Below are 17,704 nucleotides of genomic sequence, written 5' to 3' on the forward strand. Positions count from 1 at the left end.
CGACTGGCTCCACTTCTACAATCACCACCGAGCCCACTCCGCCATCGGCGGTCGCCCACCGGTCACCCGACTGACCAACCTCCCCGGACATCACAACTAGCCGAGCACCGCTCCCCGGTCACCCGCGGTCCAGTCGGCGCGGCGACCGGTGAAAGCGAGGACTCGCTCCAAGGCGGTGACATCGGGCGCGACCGGCACCACCGGCCCGAACAGACCCGGCACCCCTTCGGCGGGTGTGCCGCGCAGCATGTCCAGCAAGGTCGCCAGATCTTCGGCGGCACACGAAAACGGCTGACCGGTGGCCTTCGCGAGATCCCAGCCGTGCACGACGACCTCGTCCAGCGCGATCCTGGCCATCACCGGGGCGGGCTCGTTCACCCCGCCCGCCTCCGTGTTGCCGTCCCAGGCCGCCGGCTCCCGCCACGCCGCCACCAAGGCATCGAGCTGAGCCGGAATGCGCTCGCGCCAGTCCTCCGCCAAGGCGCGCTCGGCAGGGGCGCCGGGCGCGACGGATCCGCCGACGGCCTCCTTGGTCGCCGACTGACGGAATGCCTCGGTCAGATCGACTACGTGGGCGAGCAGATCGCGGACCGTGGTGTCGGCGCACGGTGTCGGCGCCGTGAGCTGGTCGTCGGCGATGCCGCCGACGACGGTCGCCAGAGTGGCGGCCGCGGGCTCGAAATCGAACTCGGGATTCATCGGGCCTCCTCAGGTGTGGGACGTCTCCGGAAATAGAGACGGAGCGAGACGCCGAAATTGAGCGGCGAGTCGTTCCGCAATCAACCCGTAGCGGCGAAAAGCCCTGGAAAAGCGGATAATTGAAAGATGAAGGGTGATCGGGTGGAGATCGTCGTCGACGTCGGTGACGGGTCCCGCAGTTACGAGATCGCGGCTACCCGAGCTGGTAGGCGGGTCGAGGTGAGGATCGCGCGAGGCGTGGTCGAAGTCAGCGAAGTGACGCGATCGGGGACGGCCGTGCGGACCGCGCGGTTCATGGCCGGGCGCATGCTCGCGCTGGTCGAACACCCCGCGGACGCGACGGCGGCGCGGGTGGGCGAAGCGCGACAACACTGAGCGCCGGATGCTTGCCGTACGCCCGGACCGCGGGCATCCTCGATGCAGTCCGAGTTGATCGTCCGCCTCGATTGCGGCGTGCCACGACGGGTATGCCGATGGAGAGGCCTACGCGGAGAGGAGCGCACGATGTCAGATCCCCTTGCCGACGCGATCCCGGAGGCCGATCTCGCCGAGCAGTCCGTTCCGGCGTATCCGGAGGAGCCGGTGCTCGCCGACGAGCCCGAGCAGGACGAAGCCGTCGGACGGGCGACTCCGGAGCGCGACACCTTCGAGGCGAACCCGGCGGACGTGATCGAACAGTCCATCGCGGTCCCGATCGATGACGAACCCGAGGACGAATCCGGCTACTGACCCGGTCAGGGCTGGATCTTGGCCCGCACCGTCGCGTGCAGTTCCCGCAGGCTGGACCGCTCGGTGGCCACCTCGAGCACCCGTATGCCATGGGCGTGCCCGGTCAGCTCGACGGCCAGCTGCTGCGGATCGACCTGCCGGTGCGGAATGCGATAGGCGGCGCACAAAGCGGCAAGATCCATGCCGTGCGGGGTGCCGAAGACCCGCTCGAACACGCCCGCGTATTGCGGGTCGCCCTGCTCGAGCAGTTCGAAGATGCCGCCGCCGTCGTCGTTGGCGACGACGATGGTCAGATCGGCGGGCCGCGGTTCGCCCGGCCCGATCAGCAGGCCGGACGCGTCGTGCAGGAAGGTCAGGTCACCGATCAGGGCGATGGTGCGCCCGTCGTGGTGCAGAGCGGCGCCGACCGCGGTGGACACCGTGCCGTCGATACCCGCTACGCCGCGATTCGACAGCACCCTGATCCCCGGACGCGGATGCGACACCAGCGCCGCGTCTCGCACCGGGTTCGAGGCGCCGAGCAGGAGTTGGTCACCGTCGCGCAGCGCGTCCATCACGACCGCGGCGACGTGCAGCCCCGTCGGCTTGGGGTGCCGCGCGAGTGCGCCACGCACCACTTGGTCGGCTTTCGCGTTCAGTTCGCGGCAGTGCTCGAGCCATTGCGCGCTGGGTGCGCCGACAGTAACGGCGCGGGTACCGGTGCCGACCACGTTGCCGGACACGTCGGGCCAACGCGGACCGGTGGTCAGCGCGTAGACCCGGACGTCCGGGTCGGCGAGCACCTTCGATACCTGCCGGTGCAGGGTCGGGCGGCCGGTGATGATCGCCTGCGTCGGCCGCAACAGCGGCAGCACGAGGGGATGCAGCGCGGGACCGTGCATGGGGGCGGTGGGTTCGGCGACGGTGGGCAGATTCGCCAGCTCCGGCCGCAAGCCTGCGCCGTGTCCGGAGATCACGACCGTGTCGGGCGTGAGGTCGAGATCGAGCGGCACGTCCAAGGTGGCGTATTGGGTGTCGGTCCAGGCGCACTCCCCCGCGCGGCCCGCCGGAGCCGTCTCACCCGGTTTCAAGTCGGGGACCAAGGGCTCGCGCAGCGGGACATCGAAGTGCACCGGGCCCGCGTTGCCGGAGCGGGTACCGCGCGCCGCCGCAAGCACTCGGCAGACCGCCGAGCGCCACTGGCTGTTCTGCCGGCCGTAGGGCGGATGCTCGGCGTCGCCCGGCTCCTCCTCCGCGAGACCGAGCGAGATGGTGGCGCGAACCTGGCTGCCGAACAGGCCGAACTGTTCGACGGTCTGGTTGGCGCCGGAGCCGAGCAGCTCGTATGGCCGGTTCGCGCTGAGCACCACCAGCGGGACCCGAGCGTAGTTCGCCTCCAGCACGGCAGGCCCGAGATTGGCCACCGCGGTACCCGAGGTCATCACGACCGGGACCGGGAGCCGGCTCGCGATCGCGAGCCCGACGGCGAGGAAGCCCGCCGTTCGCTCGTCGATCCGCATGTGCAGGCGCAGTCGCCCGGCCGAATCGGCGGCTTGCAGGGCGAATGCCAGCGGAGCGTTCCGGGAGCCGGGGCACAGGACGACATCCCGCACGCCCCCGCGCACGAGTTCGTCGACGACGACCTGCGCTTGTGCTGTAGACGGGTTCACGCCTCCAGACTGGCAGACAGTCAACTAGAAGTCCGTGCCGGGAGGCTCGCAATCACACTGTGTCGTCGCACACGGGCCCATTCGCGGCCGGGCTCGCGTCCGAGTGCCGCCGCGTACGCGACGAAGTCGCCGGCGGCGGTCGCTCGGACGCGAGTCACAAAATCATCCAGCGTGCTTCTGGATCAGGTCGCCGACCCGCGGCAGCGCCTCGATGACGTTCTTCTTCGCCGAGGAACGCATCGAGGAGTAGACCTTCTGCAGGGCAGGGCGGCTGGAGGACTCGGCCCGGGCGTCGGTGACGGCGAGCAACGCCTCGGCGACCTCATCGGACTTGGCGACGAGCAGATCGGCGAACTTGCCGGAGCCCGACGCCGTGTACTCCTGCCAGAACGGCTCCAGCTGCGCGACCAGTTTGGGCGCCAACGACTCCAGCGCATCGGGCACGATGGACGGGCTGATCTTCTTGACCGCCGCGTAGCCACCCTTCACAGCCAGGCCGGACGCACCACCCTTGTCCGACACCTCGGCGTCGAGAACCTCGACGGCATCGGCAAGGAAAGCCGGGCGCTTCGCGTCGTCGAGCAGGGATTCAGACAGTGCTGCAACCACTTTCAGGTTCCTCCGGATCGGTATCGATGAACGAGCGAGGGCAACTATACGTGCCCGCGCCAGCATTCACCCGGCTACGGCTGCCACGGTAGCAACTCGACCATCAGACCTTCGCAGTCCGCGAGGAGATCGCCCTGCTCATCGAGCAATTCGGCGGTGATAAAAGTTTTTCGCCCTTCGATCCGATCGACCCGTCCGCGAACCGTCAGTTCCGTCTCGAGCGGAGTGATCTTGCGGTAGTTGACGTGAAGATACGCGGTGCGGCTGATCGGCCGTCCGGCGTAATGCACGATCATGCCGAGCAGATCGTCGAACAGCAGCGGCAGCACACCGCCGTGCGCGGCGCCGTTGCCGCCGAGATGGAAGCGGCGGAACACACCCGTCATCTCGATGCCGTCCGGCCCCGCCTCGACCACCCGCCACGGCAACAGCAGAAGGCTTCCCCGCCCGGGCAATTCGACCGCGCGGCCCGCCGGCCCATGCAACTCGGGGGCGCGGTAGGGCTCGAGCAGGTCGATCAGCTCGCGGGCTTTGGCCTGCGCGGCCCCGAAGACATCGTCCGGTGCGTTCGCGCTCACCGCGAGATCCTGCAACGTCCGCATGGCTTCGATGAACCCGCCGAAGTTCGGCCCGACCTTCGCGGGTGTGACCTTCGGAAACCCGCCGTGCTTCTCGTACCGGGATCCGTCCACCGCGCTCCGGTCTATAACCGGTTTCACTCGCTCGCTCATACTTGCACGGTAACGCGTAGTTTTACACCGTCAAATCGAAGTCCGGCCAACCCCGCGCGAATGCCCGGGTTCGCGGGGCCACGACCGCACCGCTCGCCTCCGCCGCCGCTGGATCGCAAGTCCGGGTCGTCGACGCTTCCCGGGCCCGACCACGACTTTCAGGCGAAGCGAGACCTAGCATTGCCCGGTGACGTTCAATCCGAAGCTGTGGCGCCCCGTTCCGGGATTCGAGAACCTGACCGACATCACCTATCACCGGCACATCGAGCAGGGCACCGTGCGTGTCGCGTTCGACCGGCCGGAGGTGCGCAACGCGTTCCGCCCGCACACGGTCGACGAACTCTACCGGGCGCTCGACCACGCGCGGATGACTCCGGACGTCGGCGCGGTGCTGCTCACCGGCAACGGGCCCAGCCCCAAGGACGGCGGTTGGGCCTTCTGCTCCGGGGGTGACCAGCGCATCCGCGGTCGCAGCGGATACCAGTACGCCAGCGGCGAGACGGCCGACACGGTCGACCAGGCCCGCGCGGGCCGCCTGCACATCCTGGAGGTGCAGCGGTTGATCCGTTTCATGCCGAAGGTGGTGATCGCGCTGGTGAACGGCTGGGCCGCGGGCGGAGGTCACAGCCTGCACGTGGTCTGCGATCTGACCTTGGCCAGTCGCGAGCACGCCCGGTTCAAGCAGACCGACGCCGACGTGGGCAGCTTCGACGGCGGCTACGGTAGCGCGTACCTGGCCAAGATGGTCGGCCAGAAGTTCGCCCGCGAGATCTTCTTCCTGGGCCGCCCCTACACCGCCGAGGAGATGCACCAGATGGGCGCGGTGAACAAGGTCGTCGACCACGCGGAGCTGGAGGACGTCGCGCTGGAGTGGACCGCCGACATCAACGGCAAGTCCCCGCAGGCGCAGCGCATGCTGAAGTACGCGTTCAATTTGCTGGACGACGGACTGGTGGGCCAGCAACTTTTCGCGGGCGAGGCGACCAGGATGGCCTACATGACCGACGAAGCCGTCGAGGGCCGCGACGCGTTCCTGCAGAAACGCAAGCCGGACTGGACCCCGTACCCCTGGTACTTCTGACATGGACATCCTCAGCAGCCGGATCATCCTGCGGCCCGCCGACTACCAGGCCACGCTCGCGTTCTACCGGGACGGGCTGGAACTGGCCATCGCGCGGGAGTATCCGGGCGGCACGGTCTTCTTCGCGGGACAGTCGCTGATCGAGGTGGCCGCGCACGGCGGGTCCGGAGAATCGTCGTCGTTCGAGGGCGCGATCTGGCTCCAGGTGCGCGACCTCTCCGCCGCCGCCGTCGAACTGGCGCTGAAGGGCATCGCGATCGATCGCGCCCCGGTCGAGGAGCCGTGGGGTCTGCACGAGATGTGGATACGCGATCCGGACGGTGTGCCGATCGTTCTGGTGGAGGTTCCGCCTGCCCATCCGATCCGGCGGGATTCCCGCTGGCAGGCGTCGTAGCAACGGTTCCATTCGGTAGTTCGGCGGGCCGCACCGAGTTGCCAACGCGCCGACCGGCGAGGACGATAACGCTCGGATGGCCACCCGACCGCCGACGTCCGGGCCGGCTGTGTCCGTGTCCCGTCCGACGAGTGAATCGCAGTCTCGATGCCTGTCCCACTTGAGCCCCGATCCGACCGGATGGCCGCGCTACGGGCGCGCCACTCCGGCATACCGACCCGTTCCGCACGCGGCGGCGCGGGCATGACACGATCCCTACCGTGAGGGAGTGCAGCGAGCGAGCCATGGGCACAGCGGCTCTGGGCACCACCGAGCCGGGCGAGCGGCGAGGCATGGCATGACCAAGAAACTGCGTACCTTGCCGATGCCGACCGGGTCCGGTCTCGGCGACGTCATGCCCCACCTACGGGAGGCGCTGGAAGGTAACGGGGCCGCCTGGCTCCCCATTCCCACCAGCGATCGGCGCGAGGCGAGGCGCCTGAGCGACGCTTTGTCGCCGGGCGAGCCGATCGACGAGGACATCGCTCTGGTGGTGACCACCTCGGGCACCACGGGCATACCGAAGGGCGCGATGCTCAGCTCGTCGGCCCTGCGCGCCAGCGGCACCGCTACCCACGACCGGCTCGGCGGCCCCGGCAACTGGTTGCTGGCCCTGCCGACCCATCACATCGCCGGTATCCAGGTGCTGTTGCGCAGCATCCTGGCGGGGACCGAACCCACCGTGCTCGACGTGTCCGGCGGATTCCTGCCCGAGGCCTTGGCGGGCGCCATCTCGGGTATGCGCGGGGAGCGGCGCTACACGGCCCTGGTGCCGACTCAGCTGATCAAAGCGTTGGAGTCGCCGGTCGCCGCCACCGCGCTGGCCGAGCTCGACGGTGTGCTGGTGGGCGGCGCGGCCACTCCGCTGCCGGTCTACGAGCGCGCACGCGCCGCGGGCATCACCGTGGTGCGCACCTACGGCATGAGCGAGACCTGCGGCGGCTGCGTGTACGACGGCGTGCCGCTGGAGGGCACGAAGGTCCGTATCGAAGAGGGCCGGGTGGTGCTGGGCGGCGCGATGATCGCCTCCGGCTACCGCAATCAGCCCGACCATCCCGCCTTCGCCGAGCCGGGCTGGTTCCGCACCGAGGACGCGGGCACCTTCGACAACGGCGTCTTGAGCATCACCGGGCGGCTGGACGAGGCGATCACGACCGGCGGCCTGCTGGTGATCCCGCAGGTGGTCGAGGCCGTGCTGATCAACCACCCGGCCATCAGCGAGGTGGTCGTCCTCGGCTTGCCCGACGAACGGCTCGGCCAGCGCGTCGCGGTCGCGGTGATCCCCGCCCCAGGCGCCACCCCCAGCCTCCCCGAGCTGCGCGAATACGTCTCCGCCGAACTGGACTCCATCGCGGCCCCCCGCGAACTGGCCGTCCTCGACGAATTCCCGCTCCGCGGCCCCGGCAAGCCCGACCGCGCCAAGCTCCGCGAATACCTCTTGGCCGAGTCGACCCGCTAGCGGATCGCCGGGCAGCGCACGCGTCCGGCGAAGCTCTCTCGTCCATGGCTAGGTGCGCAAGTGGCGGCTCAGATCGCCCGTCAGGTGAATATGAACCCGGCGCTCCACGAATCGCCACTGCCCGTCGACGCGTTCGAAGCGGTCGTGGTAGCGGCCTGCCGCCACGGGTTGTAAGGGAAAGTCCGGGAGAGCCTGGAAGACGGTGACGTCTCGACGCCTTCCCGGCCCCTGATCGTCGTACCGCTGCCGACGAAGACGCCGTCGGCGAACAGCGCGCCGACACCGGCGAAATCCCCGGCGTCGACCAGTTCCGCGTACTTCATGATCAGGTTCGTCACGGCAGTCGTATCACCGGCTGTGCTCACATTCGTGAGGGTAGCGCCGGAAACCAAGCCAGCGCCGTGCAAGAGCCGTGCAAGTCGAGGCATCCACAGTTGTCCACATGACTTCTTTCGCACCAACTTCAGCGCTCGCCGTCGAGGCGGACGGCCTGGTCAAGGTGTTCGGGGAACAGCGGGCCGTCGACGGCGTGAGCCTGGCGGTGCCGCAGGGCTCGGTGTACGGCGTGCTCGGACCGAACGGCGCAGGCAAGACCACGACCATCCGGATGCTCGCGACCCTGTTGCGACCGGACGGCGGCAGCGGACGCATCTTCGGCCACGACGTGGTCGCCGAGCCGACGGCCGTCCGCTCGCTCATCGGCGTCACGGGACAGTACGCCTCGGTCGACGAGGACCTGAGCGCCACCGAGAACCTGATCGTCTTCTCCCGACTGCTCGGCCTGAGTCGCGTCGACGCCCGGCGCAAGGCGGCCGAGCTGCTGGAGGAATTCGACCTCACCGAGGCGGCGAACAAGCCGCTGCGGCACTTCTCCGGCGGTATGCGACGCCGCCTCGACCTGGCGGCCAGTCTCATCGCGACGCCGCCGCTGCTGTTCCTCGACGAACCGACCACCGGGCTCGACCCGCGCACCCGCGCCCAGATGTGGGAGACCATCCGCCGCCTCGTCCGCGAAGGCGCGACGGTGCTGCTCACCACCCAATACCTGGACGAGGCCGACCAACTGGCCGACCGCATCGCGGTGATCGACCGCGGCAAGGTGATCGCCGACGGCACGGCCGACGAACTGAAGGCCTCCGTGGGCGGTTCGTCGCTGCATCTGACGCTGGTCGATCGCGGCCAGCTCGACGAGGCGCGCCGCATCGTCGGCGATTTCCTCGGGGTCGAAGCGCAGATCACCCCGGAGGCCGGGCGGCTCACCGCGCCGTTGACCGACGCCGGAGTCACCGCCGATCTGCTGATCCGCCTGCGCGAGTGGGAGATCGGCATCGATGAGATCACCGTGACCAAGCCGAGCCTGGACGAGGTCTTCCTCACCATCACCGGCCACCCGGCCGAGGACACCACCGACGATTCCGCGAAAAGCGCGGCATGAGCGTCCGGACCGCAGGCAGCAGCCTGCGTGACCACGCCGGATCCCGCGCACGCAGAGAAGGAACACGACCATGACCACCATCACCGCGACCGAGACGCGCCGAACGGCGCCGACGAAGATCCCCGAAGTGAGCAACCACGTTCCGCTCGTCCAAGCGGCGGCGAACTCGTTCACCATGGCCTACCGCGGCCTGCTGAAGATCAAGCACAAGCCCGAGCAGCTGTTCGACGTGACGATCCAGCCGATCCTGTTCACCGCCCTGTTCGCCTACATCTTCGGCGGCGCCATCGGCGGCAGCGTGCAGGACTACCTGCCGGTCCTGATTCCCGGCATCCTGGTGCAGACCGTGGTGCTCACCTCAGTCGTCACCGGCACCCAGTTGCGCGAGGACATGGACAAGGGCGTCTTCGACCGGTTCAAATCCCTCCCGATCGCCCGCGTCTCGGCGTTGGCCGGCGCTCTGCTGGCGGATATGGTGCGCTACGCCCTCGCCACCGTGCTCACCATCGTCGTCGGCGTCGCCATCGGTTATCGCCCGGAGGGCGGTGTGCTCGGGGTCGTCGCGGCGGGTCTGGTCATCGTCTTCTGCTCGTTCGCGATCAGCTGGATCTGGGCGCTGGTCGGGGTCACCGGCAAGAGCGCGGCGGGCGTGCAGGGCATCTCGATGATGATCATGTTCCCGCTGACCTTCATGTCCGGCGCCTTCGCGCTGGTGAGCACGATGCCGGGCTGGATGCAGGGCCTCAATCACGTGAACCCGGTGTATTACATGGTGAACACGTGCCGCGGGTTGATGAACGGCGCCGCCTTCGGCAGCGATCTGGCTTGGTCGCTCATCGGCTCGCTGGTCGTCATCGCGATCTTCGCCCCGCTCACGGTCAAGGCGTACATGCGCCGCGCGTGACCGATCACCGCACCACAGCGGGCCGGGTGACATCGTCACCCGGCCCGCTTTCGCTGTGCTGCCGCGCACGACGGTTCGACTCCTCGCGCAAACCAGATCACCGCCGTCGACTGATCAGCGAGCGTCGACCAGTCCTTGCAGCAATTCCATGATGCGATCCGCGGACCTGTTCCGGCGCAGGTGGCCGAGGCGGCGGCGGGCTTCGGCGACCGGGCCGGGACCGAGCTTCGCGGTCGCCGCGTCCAAGTGCCGTTGCCACCGCATCGAGGGAAAGTCCTGTCGGCAGACGACGTTCGGGGCCAGGATGAGCAAGTCGAGCCCCACCGTGACCTCGCGGTCGACGGCGATGAGATACGAGCCGATCGCGCAGGCGACGCCGCCGATCTGCGGCAGGTCGCGGTACTGGGTCATCGTCGGCACAGCCGTCTCGGCAAGCTGCGTGGGCAGAGTCGCGTCCGGGTCGGCAGCGCCGTTTATCACCTGCGCGGCGAGCGCCGCCGCGGCCAGCATCAGGGCGCCGGGCCCGGGGCCGAGCGCGTTGTCCGGCCAGCCGAACAGTTCCAGCGCGCGTTCGTAGCGAGTGAACCCGCCCGCGGTGTCACCTTCCGCGAACGCCAACTCCGCCGAGCTCTGCATCACGGTGGACAGCAGCCGGTTCTGTCCGAGGGACGAGTTGTCCAAGTCCGGCGTCCCGAACGCGAGATCGAGTTCCCGCCGCGCCTGCTCCAGCTCGCCGATTCCGACCAGTGAAGCCACCAGCAGGCTGCGGATCTCCACCGTGTCCTCGTAGGCGCCGAGCCGCTGCAACACCTCGAGGGCGCGGCGGTAATAGGTCACCGACTGGTCGTAGCGGGCGATCTGTCCACAGACCTGTCCGAGGTGCCTGCTCACCATGGCCACGCTCCAGACGTTCTCGCGCCCGAGCACCTCCAGCGCCTTGATCGCATCGATGGTGGAGCCGCGCACATCGCCGAGGTTCTCCCGGATGTTGGCTCGCAACAACAGCGCCGAACCCCTGGTCTCCGGATCTGCCGAACGCGCCGCCTCGGCGAGGAGCCTGCTGAAGCCGCGTCCGTCGGCCCTGGTGAGCACGACCCGGGCGATGAATCGGCTGTTCTCGGTGAGTTCGACGGGAAGATGAAGCAATCGGCGCACGCGCCTGCGGAGCACGGCGATCTCCCTGGCGCTGCCGTTGGTGTAAGCGAGATGCAGGAACGTCATCTGGTAGGTGACGAGCACCAGATCCGGACGCGGACCTTCCGGCCCGAAGTCGGCCGGCTCCAATTCGATGACCCGCTGAGCCCAGGCGATCACTTCCAGGTGCGATCCCCGGATGATCCACAGCGTGGCGACGACCGGGAACACCGTGTAGGCCGTCGCGGCATCCCGCCTTTCGATCGCGCAACGCAGCGCGGCGAGCAAGTTGTCCACCTCCGCCGCCACGGAGAGCGCGAGGTGGAACTGATCGCCGGTCATATACCGGCTCGCCACGTCATCGGCGTAGTCCTTGGCCCACCGCATCATCCGGGTATCGACCGATTCCGGCTCTCCCGCCGCGGCGGCCAGCTGCTCTTCACCGTATTCCCGCACCGTCTCCAACATCCGGTAGCGGGTGCCGAGCACTTCGTCGTCCAGGACGGTGAGCAGCGATTGGTTGACCAGGCCGTCGACGGCCGCGGCGACATCGACCACGTCGGCTCCGCCCGCGACCGCCTCGGCCGCCGACAGCGTGAAACCCGCGGGAAATCGGCACAACCGGCGCAACGTGGCTTGCTGTTCGGTGTCGAGCAGGTTCCAGCTCCAGTCGATCACCGCGTGCAGCGTGCGATGCCGTTCGGGCGAACTGCGATCGCCGTGGCGCAGCAGCGCGAACCGATCGGCCAGCCGCTCGTTGATCTCCTCGACGCTCATCACGCGCACGCGGGCCGCCGCCAGTTCGATGGCCAGCGGCAGCCCGTCGAGGGTGTGGCACAACTGGGCGACCACGTCCGGATCCAGCCGGACGCCGGGCCGCACCGCCCTGGCGCGCGCGGCGAACAGCTCGGTGGCGGGCGAGCCCGCCGGATCGATGGTCAGCGGCGGCAAAGGATAGACCGTCTCGGCGGTGATGGTCAGCGGCGAACGGCTCGTGGTGAGCACGGTCAGCCTCGGTGCGACGCCGATCAGATCGGCGACCACCACGGCGACGGCGTCGATCAGATGCTCGCAGTTGTCCAGGATCAGCAGCATCGAGCGCGCCGACACCGCGTCGTGCAGCCGCCCGCGCAGATCGACGATCTGCCCGGAACGCAGCGTGGCCGCGTCGAAGGTGACCTCGCTGAGCCCGAGTACCGCGGCGATCGCCGCCTCGATCTCGACCCTGGCTTCGTCGCCTTCGGCGCGCACCGACGCCAGCTCGACCAGCGCCACCGGACAGGTGGCCGCCGCCTGCCAACCGATCTCGTTGGCGACCCTGGTCTTGCCCGCACCGCCGGGGCCGAGCACGGTCACCACCCGGGCATCGCGGAGCAGCTCGATCAGCTCGGTGATATCGGCGGCCCGGCCGAGCAGTGCGTTGGGCGCGGCACGCAGGCCGATCGCGGCGAGGTGCGGTGTCGGTACGTCAGCGGCCGAGGGTGTCGCCTCGGCCGCGAGCCCGCTTCGGGAACCGCCGTCTTCGCTCGCCGCGCTGCCCGAGCGCGGCAGCGCGACGCGGCCTATCCGCTCCCCACGCAGGATCGCCGTATGCATCTCGGTGAGCGCGGGCCCCGGGTCCGTGCCGAGTTCCTCGGCCAGCCGGGAGCGGAAAGCGGCGAACGATTCCACCGCCTCGTTGGGCCGCCCCGCCGCCGCCAACAGGCGCATCAGGGTCTGCTGCGCGGGCTCGTCCAGCGGTTCCGCGGCGGCGCGCAGCCGAGCGAGACGCAAGGCTCCATCGACGTCGCCGCCGTCCTCGCGTGCGGCGAGTTCGAGTTCGTCCAGTTCGGCCAGACGCCGCCCGGCCGCTGCGCGAAGCTCGTCGGCGAGGTCGCCCGGCGGCAGATCCGCACCGGGATCCCCGCGCCACAGCCCCCGCGCCCGGGTGATTTCCGCCAGGCACCCCGGAAGGTCTCCCGCCGCGCGCAGCCCGTGCGCCCGCGCCACGCGCTCGCCCACCGAGGACAAGTCGACCTGATCGGCGCCGAGGGTCAACCGATAGCCCGCAGGGCCGATTTCCAGCGCGCCCTCCGGCAGCGCCGAACGCAACCGGGAAACCTGGGTGTGTAGCGCGTTCATCGGCGAGCGCGGCGGCTGCTCGCCCCAGACCTCCTCGATCAGGGCCTGCGCGCCGCGGCTGCGACCCGGCCGCAGGGCCAGGGCGGTGAGCAGCAGCCGGGAGCGCGCACCGGGCAGCGGCGTCAGCGTGCCGTCGCGGCGCAGCGCGACCTCGCCCAGCAAGGCCACCACGACCGATTCGCCTGCGGGCGTCGTCACTGCTCGACTGTGGCCGTGCGGGCCGCTGTGCTCCGGAAACATCCCGCGGTCATCGTAGGCGAGCAGACCCGAGAAGCTCGACACGAATTCTTTGCCGCGACTGCGAGCGGTCGGTCGCATAGTGTGACCCCCATGGCTGAGTTCGAGGTGGTCCGATCGGCCGTGATCACGGCCGACCCCGCGCGCGTGCACGGGCTGATCAACGATTTCCACAAGTGGGTCGAGTGGTCGCCGTGGGAGGACCTCGACCCGCAGCTCCAGCGCAGTTACTCCGGCGCGGAATCCGGCGTCGGCGCGCGCTACGCCTGGAGCGGCAACCGTAAGGCAGGTGCGGGCAGCATGGAGATCGTCGGCAGCGCCGAGCGCGAGATCGGCGTGCGCCTGGAGTTCATGAAGCCCATGAAGGCCACCAACATGGTGACCTTCATCCTGGACCCGGTCGAGACCGGCACCGAAGTGACCTGGCGGATGACCGGCCGGCAGACCGGGCTGATGGCCGTCATCGGCAAGCTCATCCCGATGGACAAGTTCGTCGGCCGGGATTTCGAGAAGGGACTCGCGCGGATGCAGGAGGCGGTGACGGCCGAAACGGCCTGATCGCCGCGCGCGGGCTGAGGACGGACTGCGTCCGACTGCGCCGATTATGCGGAACCTCCGCCTTCGCTGCGGCCATGCGCGAGCTGAGGACGGACTCCGTCCGACTCTGCCGATTATGCTGCGAACATGGCTACTGCAGCGCAATGGATCGAGGGCGCGCGACCCCGTACCCTGCCGAACGCGATCGCCCCGGTGCTCGCCGGGACCGGCGCCGCCGCGTCGATCGATGGTGCGGTGTGGTGGAAAGCGATTCTCGCGCTGTTCGTTTCGCTGGCGCTGATCATCGGCGTGAACTTCGCCAACGACTACTCCGACGGCATCCGCGGCACCGATGACGTCCGGGTCGGCCCGCTGCGCCTGGTCGGGCAGAAATTGGCCTCGCCCACCGCGGTGAAGACCGCCGCGATCGTCAGCTTGGTCGTCGGGGCCGTCTTCGGCCTGGTGCTGGTGCTCACCAGCGCCTGGTGGCTGCTGCTCGTCGGCGCGGCCTGCCTGGCCGGCGCCTGGTACTACACCGGCGGCAGCAAGCCCTACGGCTACAGCGGATTCGGTGAAGTGGCGGTGTTCGTCTTCTTCGGCCTGATCGCCGTGCTCGGCACCCAGTTCGTGCAGGCGGGCCGGATCGACTGGGTCGGTGCGCTGCTGGCGATCGCGGTGGGCGCGTTCTCCAGCGCCGTGCTCGTCGCGAACAACCTGCGTGACATCCCCACCGACACCGGGTCCGGAAAGGTCACACTCGCGGTCAAACTCGGCGATCCGCGCACCCGCACACTGCACCTGGCCCTGCTCACCGTCCCGTTCCTCGTGACGTTGGCGCTGGTGGCCCGCACGCCATGGGCACTGGCCGGGCTGCTCGCGATACCGCTCGCCGTCCGCGCCAACGCGCCGGTGCGCGGCGGCAAGGGCGGGCTGGAACTGATTCCCGCGCTGCGGGATTCCGGCCTGGCGCTGCTGGTCTGGTCGGCGGTCACCGCGCTGGCGGTCGGGCTGGGTTAGCGCGGCCCTCGCGGTCGCGGATCGCGCCGACCAGGTGGACTCGATGGCGCGATGCGCGATCGAGCGTCGTCCGTTCGCGGCGGCGCGGACTAATCCTCGTCCGGAACCAGGATGCCGAGCACCCAGTTCACCAGCGAGACGATGATGCCGCCGAACACCGCGGCCCAGAAGCCCTCGACGCGCAGGCCGTAATGGCTGAATGCTCCGGTGATCTCGGCGGTCAGCCACAGCATGAGCGCGTTGATCAGAAGCAGGAACAGGCCGAGCGTCACGATCACCAGCGGTAGCGACAGCAGTTTCACTATCGGCTTGACCAGGGCGTTCACCGCCGTGAACACCGCGGCCACCGCGAGGACCACACCGATCTTGGCGCCGTTGCCGCCTTCCGGAGCGAGAATGTCGATCTTGTCGACCCAGACGGCGGCCAGCCAGATGGCCACCGCGTTGATGATCAACCGAATCACGAGCTGCATGGCCCAATGCTAGGCGTCGGAGGCGGACACACGCCGCTGGAAAACACGAACTCCCGCAGCGCATGTCCGCCTGCTCAAGCCGCACGGTCGAGCAGGGCGTGCACCTTGGGCCGCAATTCACCGATCGCGTCGGAGCCGCCGAGCAGGCGCACCGTCGTCTGGTTCGGGGCGCGCAGGATGCCGAGCAGCATGTGCCCCGACTCGATGGTCTTGTCCTTGCGACCGAGCGCCTCACGCAGGGAGAGCTCGAGCACCTTCTTCGCTTCCTTCGTGAACGGAATGTGCCCGTAGTACCCACCGCGGCTCCACGGGAACGGCCCACGGCGCGGGTCCGGCGCGGCGCGGTCGAGCGCGTCCTCGCCGAAATGCGTGTCCAGCGACTCCCGGACGGCGTCCAGATCAATGCCGATGGAGCGCAAGGCCTCGGCGTCCTCGGGGCCGAGCGGTATCCCGTTGCCCTGCTCGGCGAGCGCGCTGCGCACGCCGTCGCGAGTGAGTCCCGCGTCCGCGAGCAACGCTGCCAATTCCGGCTCGGCATGCGCGAGCACACCGAGCAATACGTGCTCCACCTCGATATTCGACGCGTGGAGTTCGCGCGCGTCCTCCTGGGCGACGATGATCGCCGTGCGCGCAGACCTGCTGAACCGCTCGAACATCAGCGGATCCTGCCTTTCCGGTTGTACTTCTGGTGGACTGCTTGCCTGCTGACCTCGAGCGCCTCCGCGATCGCTTGCCACGACCAGCCCTGAGCACGGGCGTTGGCCACCTGGATCGCCTCGAGACGTTCGAGCAGCCTGCGTAGCGCGAGCACCGCGCGCAGCCCGACCTTCGGATCGGGGCTGCCCGCGGCCGCCGCGAGTGTGGTTGCTTCCGTCATGACGTCAATTTTGATTGACACATGCTCGCGATGTCAACAAAAATTGACAACCGCGGGCGCGATTCGACCCCGTTCCGCCTCAGGCGAACAAAACCCCTGGCCGGGGCACGAACCGATCAGGCGTCCCAGATTCCGGTCGCCACGAACTTCTCCAGGACAGCGGTGGGCTCCGCGAGCTCCAGCCCCTGGGACGCCACCCACGCGTCGTCGAAATACGTTCCGGCATAGCGATCCCCGCCGTCACACAGCAGGGTGACGACACTGCCGCCGCGCCCTTCGGAGAGCATCTCGGCGATCAAGGCGAAAACGCCCCACAGGTTGGTGCCGGTGGAGCCGCCGACCCGGCGGCCGAGCCGCACGCTCGCGAACCGGGCCGCAGCGATAGACGCCGCGTCGGGCACCTCGAACATGCGGTCCACGATCTGGCCGACGAACGAGGGTTCCACGCGGGGGCGGCCGATGCCTTCGATCCGGGAGGGCATTCCGGTCTGGTAACCCGCATCGCCCGTCTCGTAGCCGCCGTAGAAGGCGGAGTTCTCCGGATCGACCACGGCCAGCTTGGTCGCATGCCTGCGATACCGGATGTAGCGGCCGATCGTGGCGCTGGTGCCGCCCGTGCCCGCGCCGACCACGATCCACTCCGGCACCGGATTGGTCTCCAACGCCATCTGCTGGAAGATCGACTCGGCGATGTTGTTGTTGCCGCGCCAGTCGGTCGCGCGCTCGGCGTGGGTGAACTGGTCCATGTAGTGACCGCCGCACTCGGCCGCCAGCCGCGCCGCCTCGGTGTACATGTCCGGCGGGCGTTGCACGAAATGACAGCGCCCGCCCTGCGCCTCGATGAGCGCGATCTTCTGCGGAGAGGTGCTCGCGGGCATCACCGCGACGAAGTCCAAGCCGAGCAGTTTCGCGAAATAGGCCTCGCTGACCGCCGTCGAACCCGAGGACGCCTCCACCACGGTCGTCCCCTCGCCGACCCAGCCGTTGCAGATCGCGTACAGGAACAGCGAGCGAGCCAGGCGGTGCTTGAGGCTGCCGGTGATGTGGGTGGACTCGTCCTTGAGATAGAGCTGGATGTTCCACTCGGCGGGCAGCGGGTAGCGCAGCAAGTGGGTGTCCGCGCTGCGCTGGGTGTCGGCGTCGATCAACCGCACCGCGTTGTCGACCCAGTCGCGCGGAGCGGTGTGATCGCAGGACTTCACGAAGAAGTCCCGGACTCCGGCGGAGCGGGCGGCTCGTCGCCGCGCAACCGCGCCCGTAGCTCGGCCTTGTCGCGGCGCCTGCGCTCGTCGACCAGGGCGATGTCCTCGTTCACATTGGCCCGCAGCCGCTTGAACAGCACCAGCGACAGCGGCATCGCGATGATGAGCGCGAACAAGGCTGCGACCACGATGGGGATGTCCACCGACACCAGTCGCGCGGCCAGCACGATCAGCGCGGCGAGCACTACCACGAGACCCAACCTGGCGACGGTGTAAAGGGCCAGATTGCGGGCCAGACGACGACCAGCGCCAGCCGTTTGCTGTCCGGAAGCACCTTTTGGTGGATTCGCGTCACGCACATCCCTCAGCCTATGCGA

At 68.9% G+C, this 17,704-nt stretch carries 20 protein-coding genes; 9 read left to right on the forward strand and 11 right to left on the reverse strand.

All coding sequences use genetic code 11. From position 1 onward, the window contains the following. Nucleotides 1-96 precede the first annotated feature (96 nt). The gene (locus ACIHAX_RS35795) at nucleotides 97-699 is read right to left on the reverse strand and encodes a TIGR03086 family metal-binding protein (protein ID WP_397282067.1); all 603 of its coding nucleotides are present in this window, start codon (nucleotides 697-699) and stop codon (nucleotides 97-99) included. Nucleotides 700-825: 126 nt separating this feature from the next. Here ACIHAX_RS35795 and ACIHAX_RS35800 point away from each other — a divergent pair, with 126 nt between their 5' ends. After that, on the forward strand, nucleotides 826-1,074 hold the full coding sequence (locus tag ACIHAX_RS35800) for a hypothetical protein (RefSeq protein WP_356962536.1): 249 nt from the start codon (nucleotides 826-828) through the stop codon (nucleotides 1,072-1,074). A gap of 129 nt (nucleotides 1,075-1,203) precedes the next feature. Then, nucleotides 1,204-1,428, forward strand: a complete 225-nt coding sequence (locus ACIHAX_RS35805) for a hypothetical protein (RefSeq protein WP_355072009.1) — start codon at nucleotides 1,204-1,206, stop codon at nucleotides 1,426-1,428. A gap of 5 nt (nucleotides 1,429-1,433) precedes the next feature. Here ACIHAX_RS35805 and menD read toward each other — a convergent pair whose 3' ends face one another. The 3 genes from menD to ACIHAX_RS35820 all read right to left on the reverse strand — a co-directional run bounded on the left by menD (nucleotide 1,434) and on the right by ACIHAX_RS35820 (nucleotide 4,417). Beyond that, nucleotides 1,434-3,077 carry a 2-succinyl-5-enolpyruvyl-6-hydroxy-3-cyclohexene-1-carboxylic-acid synthase gene (gene menD / locus ACIHAX_RS35810; protein ID WP_356962537.1) on the reverse strand — a complete coding sequence of 548 codons (1,644 nt, stop codon included), beginning with the start codon at nucleotides 3,075-3,077 and terminating at the stop codon, nucleotides 1,434-1,436. A 162-nt stretch (nucleotides 3,078-3,239) separates the two neighbouring features. Then, entirely contained in the window at nucleotides 3,240-3,686 is a 447-nt protein-coding gene (locus ACIHAX_RS35815) for a DUF6918 family protein (protein ID WP_355072006.1), read from the reverse strand. A 74-nt stretch (nucleotides 3,687-3,760) separates the two neighbouring features. Beyond that, a complete protein-coding gene (locus tag ACIHAX_RS35820) occupies nucleotides 3,761-4,417 on the reverse strand; it encodes a PaaI family thioesterase (protein ID WP_355072005.1) in 657 nt (218 codons plus the stop codon). A gap of 187 nt (nucleotides 4,418-4,604) precedes the next feature. Here ACIHAX_RS35820 and ACIHAX_RS35825 point away from each other — a divergent pair, with 187 nt between their 5' ends. From ACIHAX_RS35825 to menE, 3 genes are all read left to right on the forward strand, one after another. Next, entirely contained in the window at nucleotides 4,605-5,498 is an 894-nt protein-coding gene (locus ACIHAX_RS35825; RefSeq protein WP_159841692.1) for a 1,4-dihydroxy-2-naphthoyl-CoA synthase, read from the forward strand. Nucleotide 5,499: 1 nt separating this feature from the next. Beyond that, a complete protein-coding gene (locus ACIHAX_RS35830; RefSeq protein ID WP_364424271.1) occupies nucleotides 5,500-5,892 on the forward strand; it encodes a VOC family protein in 393 nt (130 codons plus the stop codon). 337 nt (nucleotides 5,893-6,229) lie between these two features. After that, nucleotides 6,230-7,390, forward strand: a complete 1,161-nt coding sequence (gene menE / locus ACIHAX_RS35835) for an o-succinylbenzoate--CoA ligase (protein ID WP_355072003.1) — start codon at nucleotides 6,230-6,232, stop codon at nucleotides 7,388-7,390. An 80-nt stretch (nucleotides 7,391-7,470) separates the two neighbouring features. On the opposite strand, the gene ACIHAX_RS35840 is transcribed toward menE, so the two are convergent. Then, on the reverse strand, nucleotides 7,471-7,755 hold the full coding sequence (locus ACIHAX_RS35840; protein ID WP_397282071.1) for a nuclear transport factor 2 family protein: 285 nt from the start codon (nucleotides 7,753-7,755) through the stop codon (nucleotides 7,471-7,473). 77 nt (nucleotides 7,756-7,832) lie between these two features. Here ACIHAX_RS35840 and ACIHAX_RS35845 point away from each other — a divergent pair, with 77 nt between their 5' ends. Both ACIHAX_RS35845 and ACIHAX_RS35850 read left to right on the forward strand, forming a co-directional pair. Then, nucleotides 7,833-8,825, forward strand: a complete 993-nt coding sequence (locus tag ACIHAX_RS35845) for an ATP-binding cassette domain-containing protein (RefSeq protein ID WP_355072000.1) — start codon at nucleotides 7,833-7,835, stop codon at nucleotides 8,823-8,825. Nucleotides 8,826-8,895: 70 nt separating this feature from the next. Further along, a complete protein-coding gene (locus ACIHAX_RS35850; protein WP_355071999.1) occupies nucleotides 8,896-9,729 on the forward strand; it encodes an ABC transporter permease in 834 nt (277 codons plus the stop codon). A gap of 114 nt (nucleotides 9,730-9,843) precedes the next feature. On the opposite strand, the gene ACIHAX_RS35855 is transcribed toward ACIHAX_RS35850, so the two are convergent. Then, nucleotides 9,844-13,182, reverse strand: a complete 3,339-nt coding sequence (locus tag ACIHAX_RS35855; RefSeq protein WP_397282073.1) for an AfsR/SARP family transcriptional regulator — start codon at nucleotides 13,180-13,182, stop codon at nucleotides 9,844-9,846. A gap of 132 nt (nucleotides 13,183-13,314) precedes the next feature. Here ACIHAX_RS35855 and ACIHAX_RS35860 point away from each other — a divergent pair, with 132 nt between their 5' ends. Then, nucleotides 13,315-13,779: an SRPBCC family protein gene (locus ACIHAX_RS35860; RefSeq protein ID WP_355071996.1), complete on the forward strand. Its 465-nt coding sequence runs from the start codon at nucleotides 13,315-13,317 to the stop codon at nucleotides 13,777-13,779. 126 nt (nucleotides 13,780-13,905) lie between these two features. Continuing rightward, the gene (locus tag ACIHAX_RS35865; protein WP_356962547.1) at nucleotides 13,906-14,775 is read left to right on the forward strand and encodes a 1,4-dihydroxy-2-naphthoate polyprenyltransferase; all 870 of its coding nucleotides are present in this window, start codon (nucleotides 13,906-13,908) and stop codon (nucleotides 14,773-14,775) included. Nucleotides 14,776-14,864: 89 nt separating this feature from the next. On the opposite strand, the gene ACIHAX_RS35870 is transcribed toward ACIHAX_RS35865, so the two are convergent. From ACIHAX_RS35870 to ACIHAX_RS35890, 5 genes are all read right to left on the reverse strand, one after another. After that, nucleotides 14,865-15,248 carry a phage holin family protein gene (locus ACIHAX_RS35870; RefSeq protein WP_355071993.1) on the reverse strand — a complete coding sequence of 128 codons (384 nt, stop codon included), beginning with the start codon at nucleotides 15,246-15,248 and terminating at the stop codon, nucleotides 14,865-14,867. 74 nt (nucleotides 15,249-15,322) lie between these two features. Then, nucleotides 15,323-15,904: a Clp protease N-terminal domain-containing protein gene (locus ACIHAX_RS35875; protein ID WP_355071991.1), complete on the reverse strand. Its 582-nt coding sequence runs from the start codon at nucleotides 15,902-15,904 to the stop codon at nucleotides 15,323-15,325. Continuing rightward, nucleotides 15,904-16,125 carry a helix-turn-helix domain-containing protein gene (locus tag ACIHAX_RS35880; protein ID WP_039802098.1) on the reverse strand — a complete coding sequence of 74 codons (222 nt, stop codon included), beginning with the start codon at nucleotides 16,123-16,125 and terminating at the stop codon, nucleotides 15,904-15,906. Before ACIHAX_RS35880 ends, ACIHAX_RS35875 begins: the two co-directional genes overlap by 1 nt. Before the next feature lie 116 nt (nucleotides 16,126-16,241). Then, nucleotides 16,242-17,327 carry a PLP-dependent cysteine synthase family protein gene (locus tag ACIHAX_RS35885; RefSeq protein WP_355071987.1) on the reverse strand — a complete coding sequence of 362 codons (1,086 nt, stop codon included), beginning with the start codon at nucleotides 17,325-17,327 and terminating at the stop codon, nucleotides 16,242-16,244. After that, the gene (locus tag ACIHAX_RS35890) at nucleotides 17,324-17,686 is read right to left on the reverse strand and encodes a DUF4229 domain-containing protein (RefSeq protein WP_397282076.1); all 363 of its coding nucleotides are present in this window, start codon (nucleotides 17,684-17,686) and stop codon (nucleotides 17,324-17,326) included. The genes ACIHAX_RS35885 and ACIHAX_RS35890 overlap by 4 nt, the downstream gene beginning before the upstream one ends. Nucleotides 17,687-17,704 lie beyond the last annotated feature (18 nt).

Origin of the sequence: Nocardia sp. NPDC051929, from assembly GCF_044548645.1 — a bacterium.
Classification (GTDB): Bacteria; Actinomycetota; Actinomycetes; order Mycobacteriales; family Mycobacteriaceae; genus Nocardia; species Nocardia sichangensis.

Excerpts from the sequence above, each read along its gene's own strand:
- ACIHAX_RS35795 (WP_397282067.1), bottom strand. The coding sequence starts at position 699 with ATGAATCCCGAGTTCGATTTCGAGCCCGCGGCCGCCACTCTGGCGACC.
- ACIHAX_RS35800 (WP_356962536.1), top strand. The coding sequence starts at position 826 with ATGAAGGGTGATCGGGTGGAGATCGTCGTCGACGTCGGTGACGGGTCC.
- ACIHAX_RS35805 (WP_355072009.1), top strand. The coding sequence starts at position 1,204 with ATGTCAGATCCCCTTGCCGACGCGATCCCGGAGGCCGATCTCGCCGAG.
- ACIHAX_RS35820 (WP_355072005.1), bottom strand. The coding sequence starts at position 4,417 with ATGAGCGAGCGAGTGAAACCGGTTATAGACCGGAGCGCGGTGGACGGA.
- ACIHAX_RS35830 (WP_364424271.1), top strand. The coding sequence starts at position 5,500 with ATGGACATCCTCAGCAGCCGGATCATCCTGCGGCCCGCCGACTACCAG.
- menE (WP_355072003.1), top strand. The coding sequence starts at position 6,230 with ATGACCAAGAAACTGCGTACCTTGCCGATGCCGACCGGGTCCGGTCTC.
- ACIHAX_RS35845 (WP_355072000.1), top strand. The coding sequence starts at position 7,833 with ATGACTTCTTTCGCACCAACTTCAGCGCTCGCCGTCGAGGCGGACGGC.
- ACIHAX_RS35850 (WP_355071999.1), top strand. The coding sequence starts at position 8,896 with ATGACCACCATCACCGCGACCGAGACGCGCCGAACGGCGCCGACGAAG.
- ACIHAX_RS35860 (WP_355071996.1), top strand. The coding sequence starts at position 13,315 with ATGGCTGAGTTCGAGGTGGTCCGATCGGCCGTGATCACGGCCGACCCC.
- ACIHAX_RS35865 (WP_356962547.1), top strand. The coding sequence starts at position 13,906 with ATGGCTACTGCAGCGCAATGGATCGAGGGCGCGCGACCCCGTACCCTG.
- ACIHAX_RS35870 (WP_355071993.1), bottom strand. The coding sequence starts at position 15,248 with ATGCAGCTCGTGATTCGGTTGATCATCAACGCGGTGGCCATCTGGCTG.
- ACIHAX_RS35875 (WP_355071991.1), bottom strand. The coding sequence starts at position 15,904 with ATGTTCGAGCGGTTCAGCAGGTCTGCGCGCACGGCGATCATCGTCGCC.
- ACIHAX_RS35880 (WP_039802098.1), bottom strand. The coding sequence starts at position 16,125 with ATGACGGAAGCAACCACACTCGCGGCGGCCGCGGGCAGCCCCGATCCG.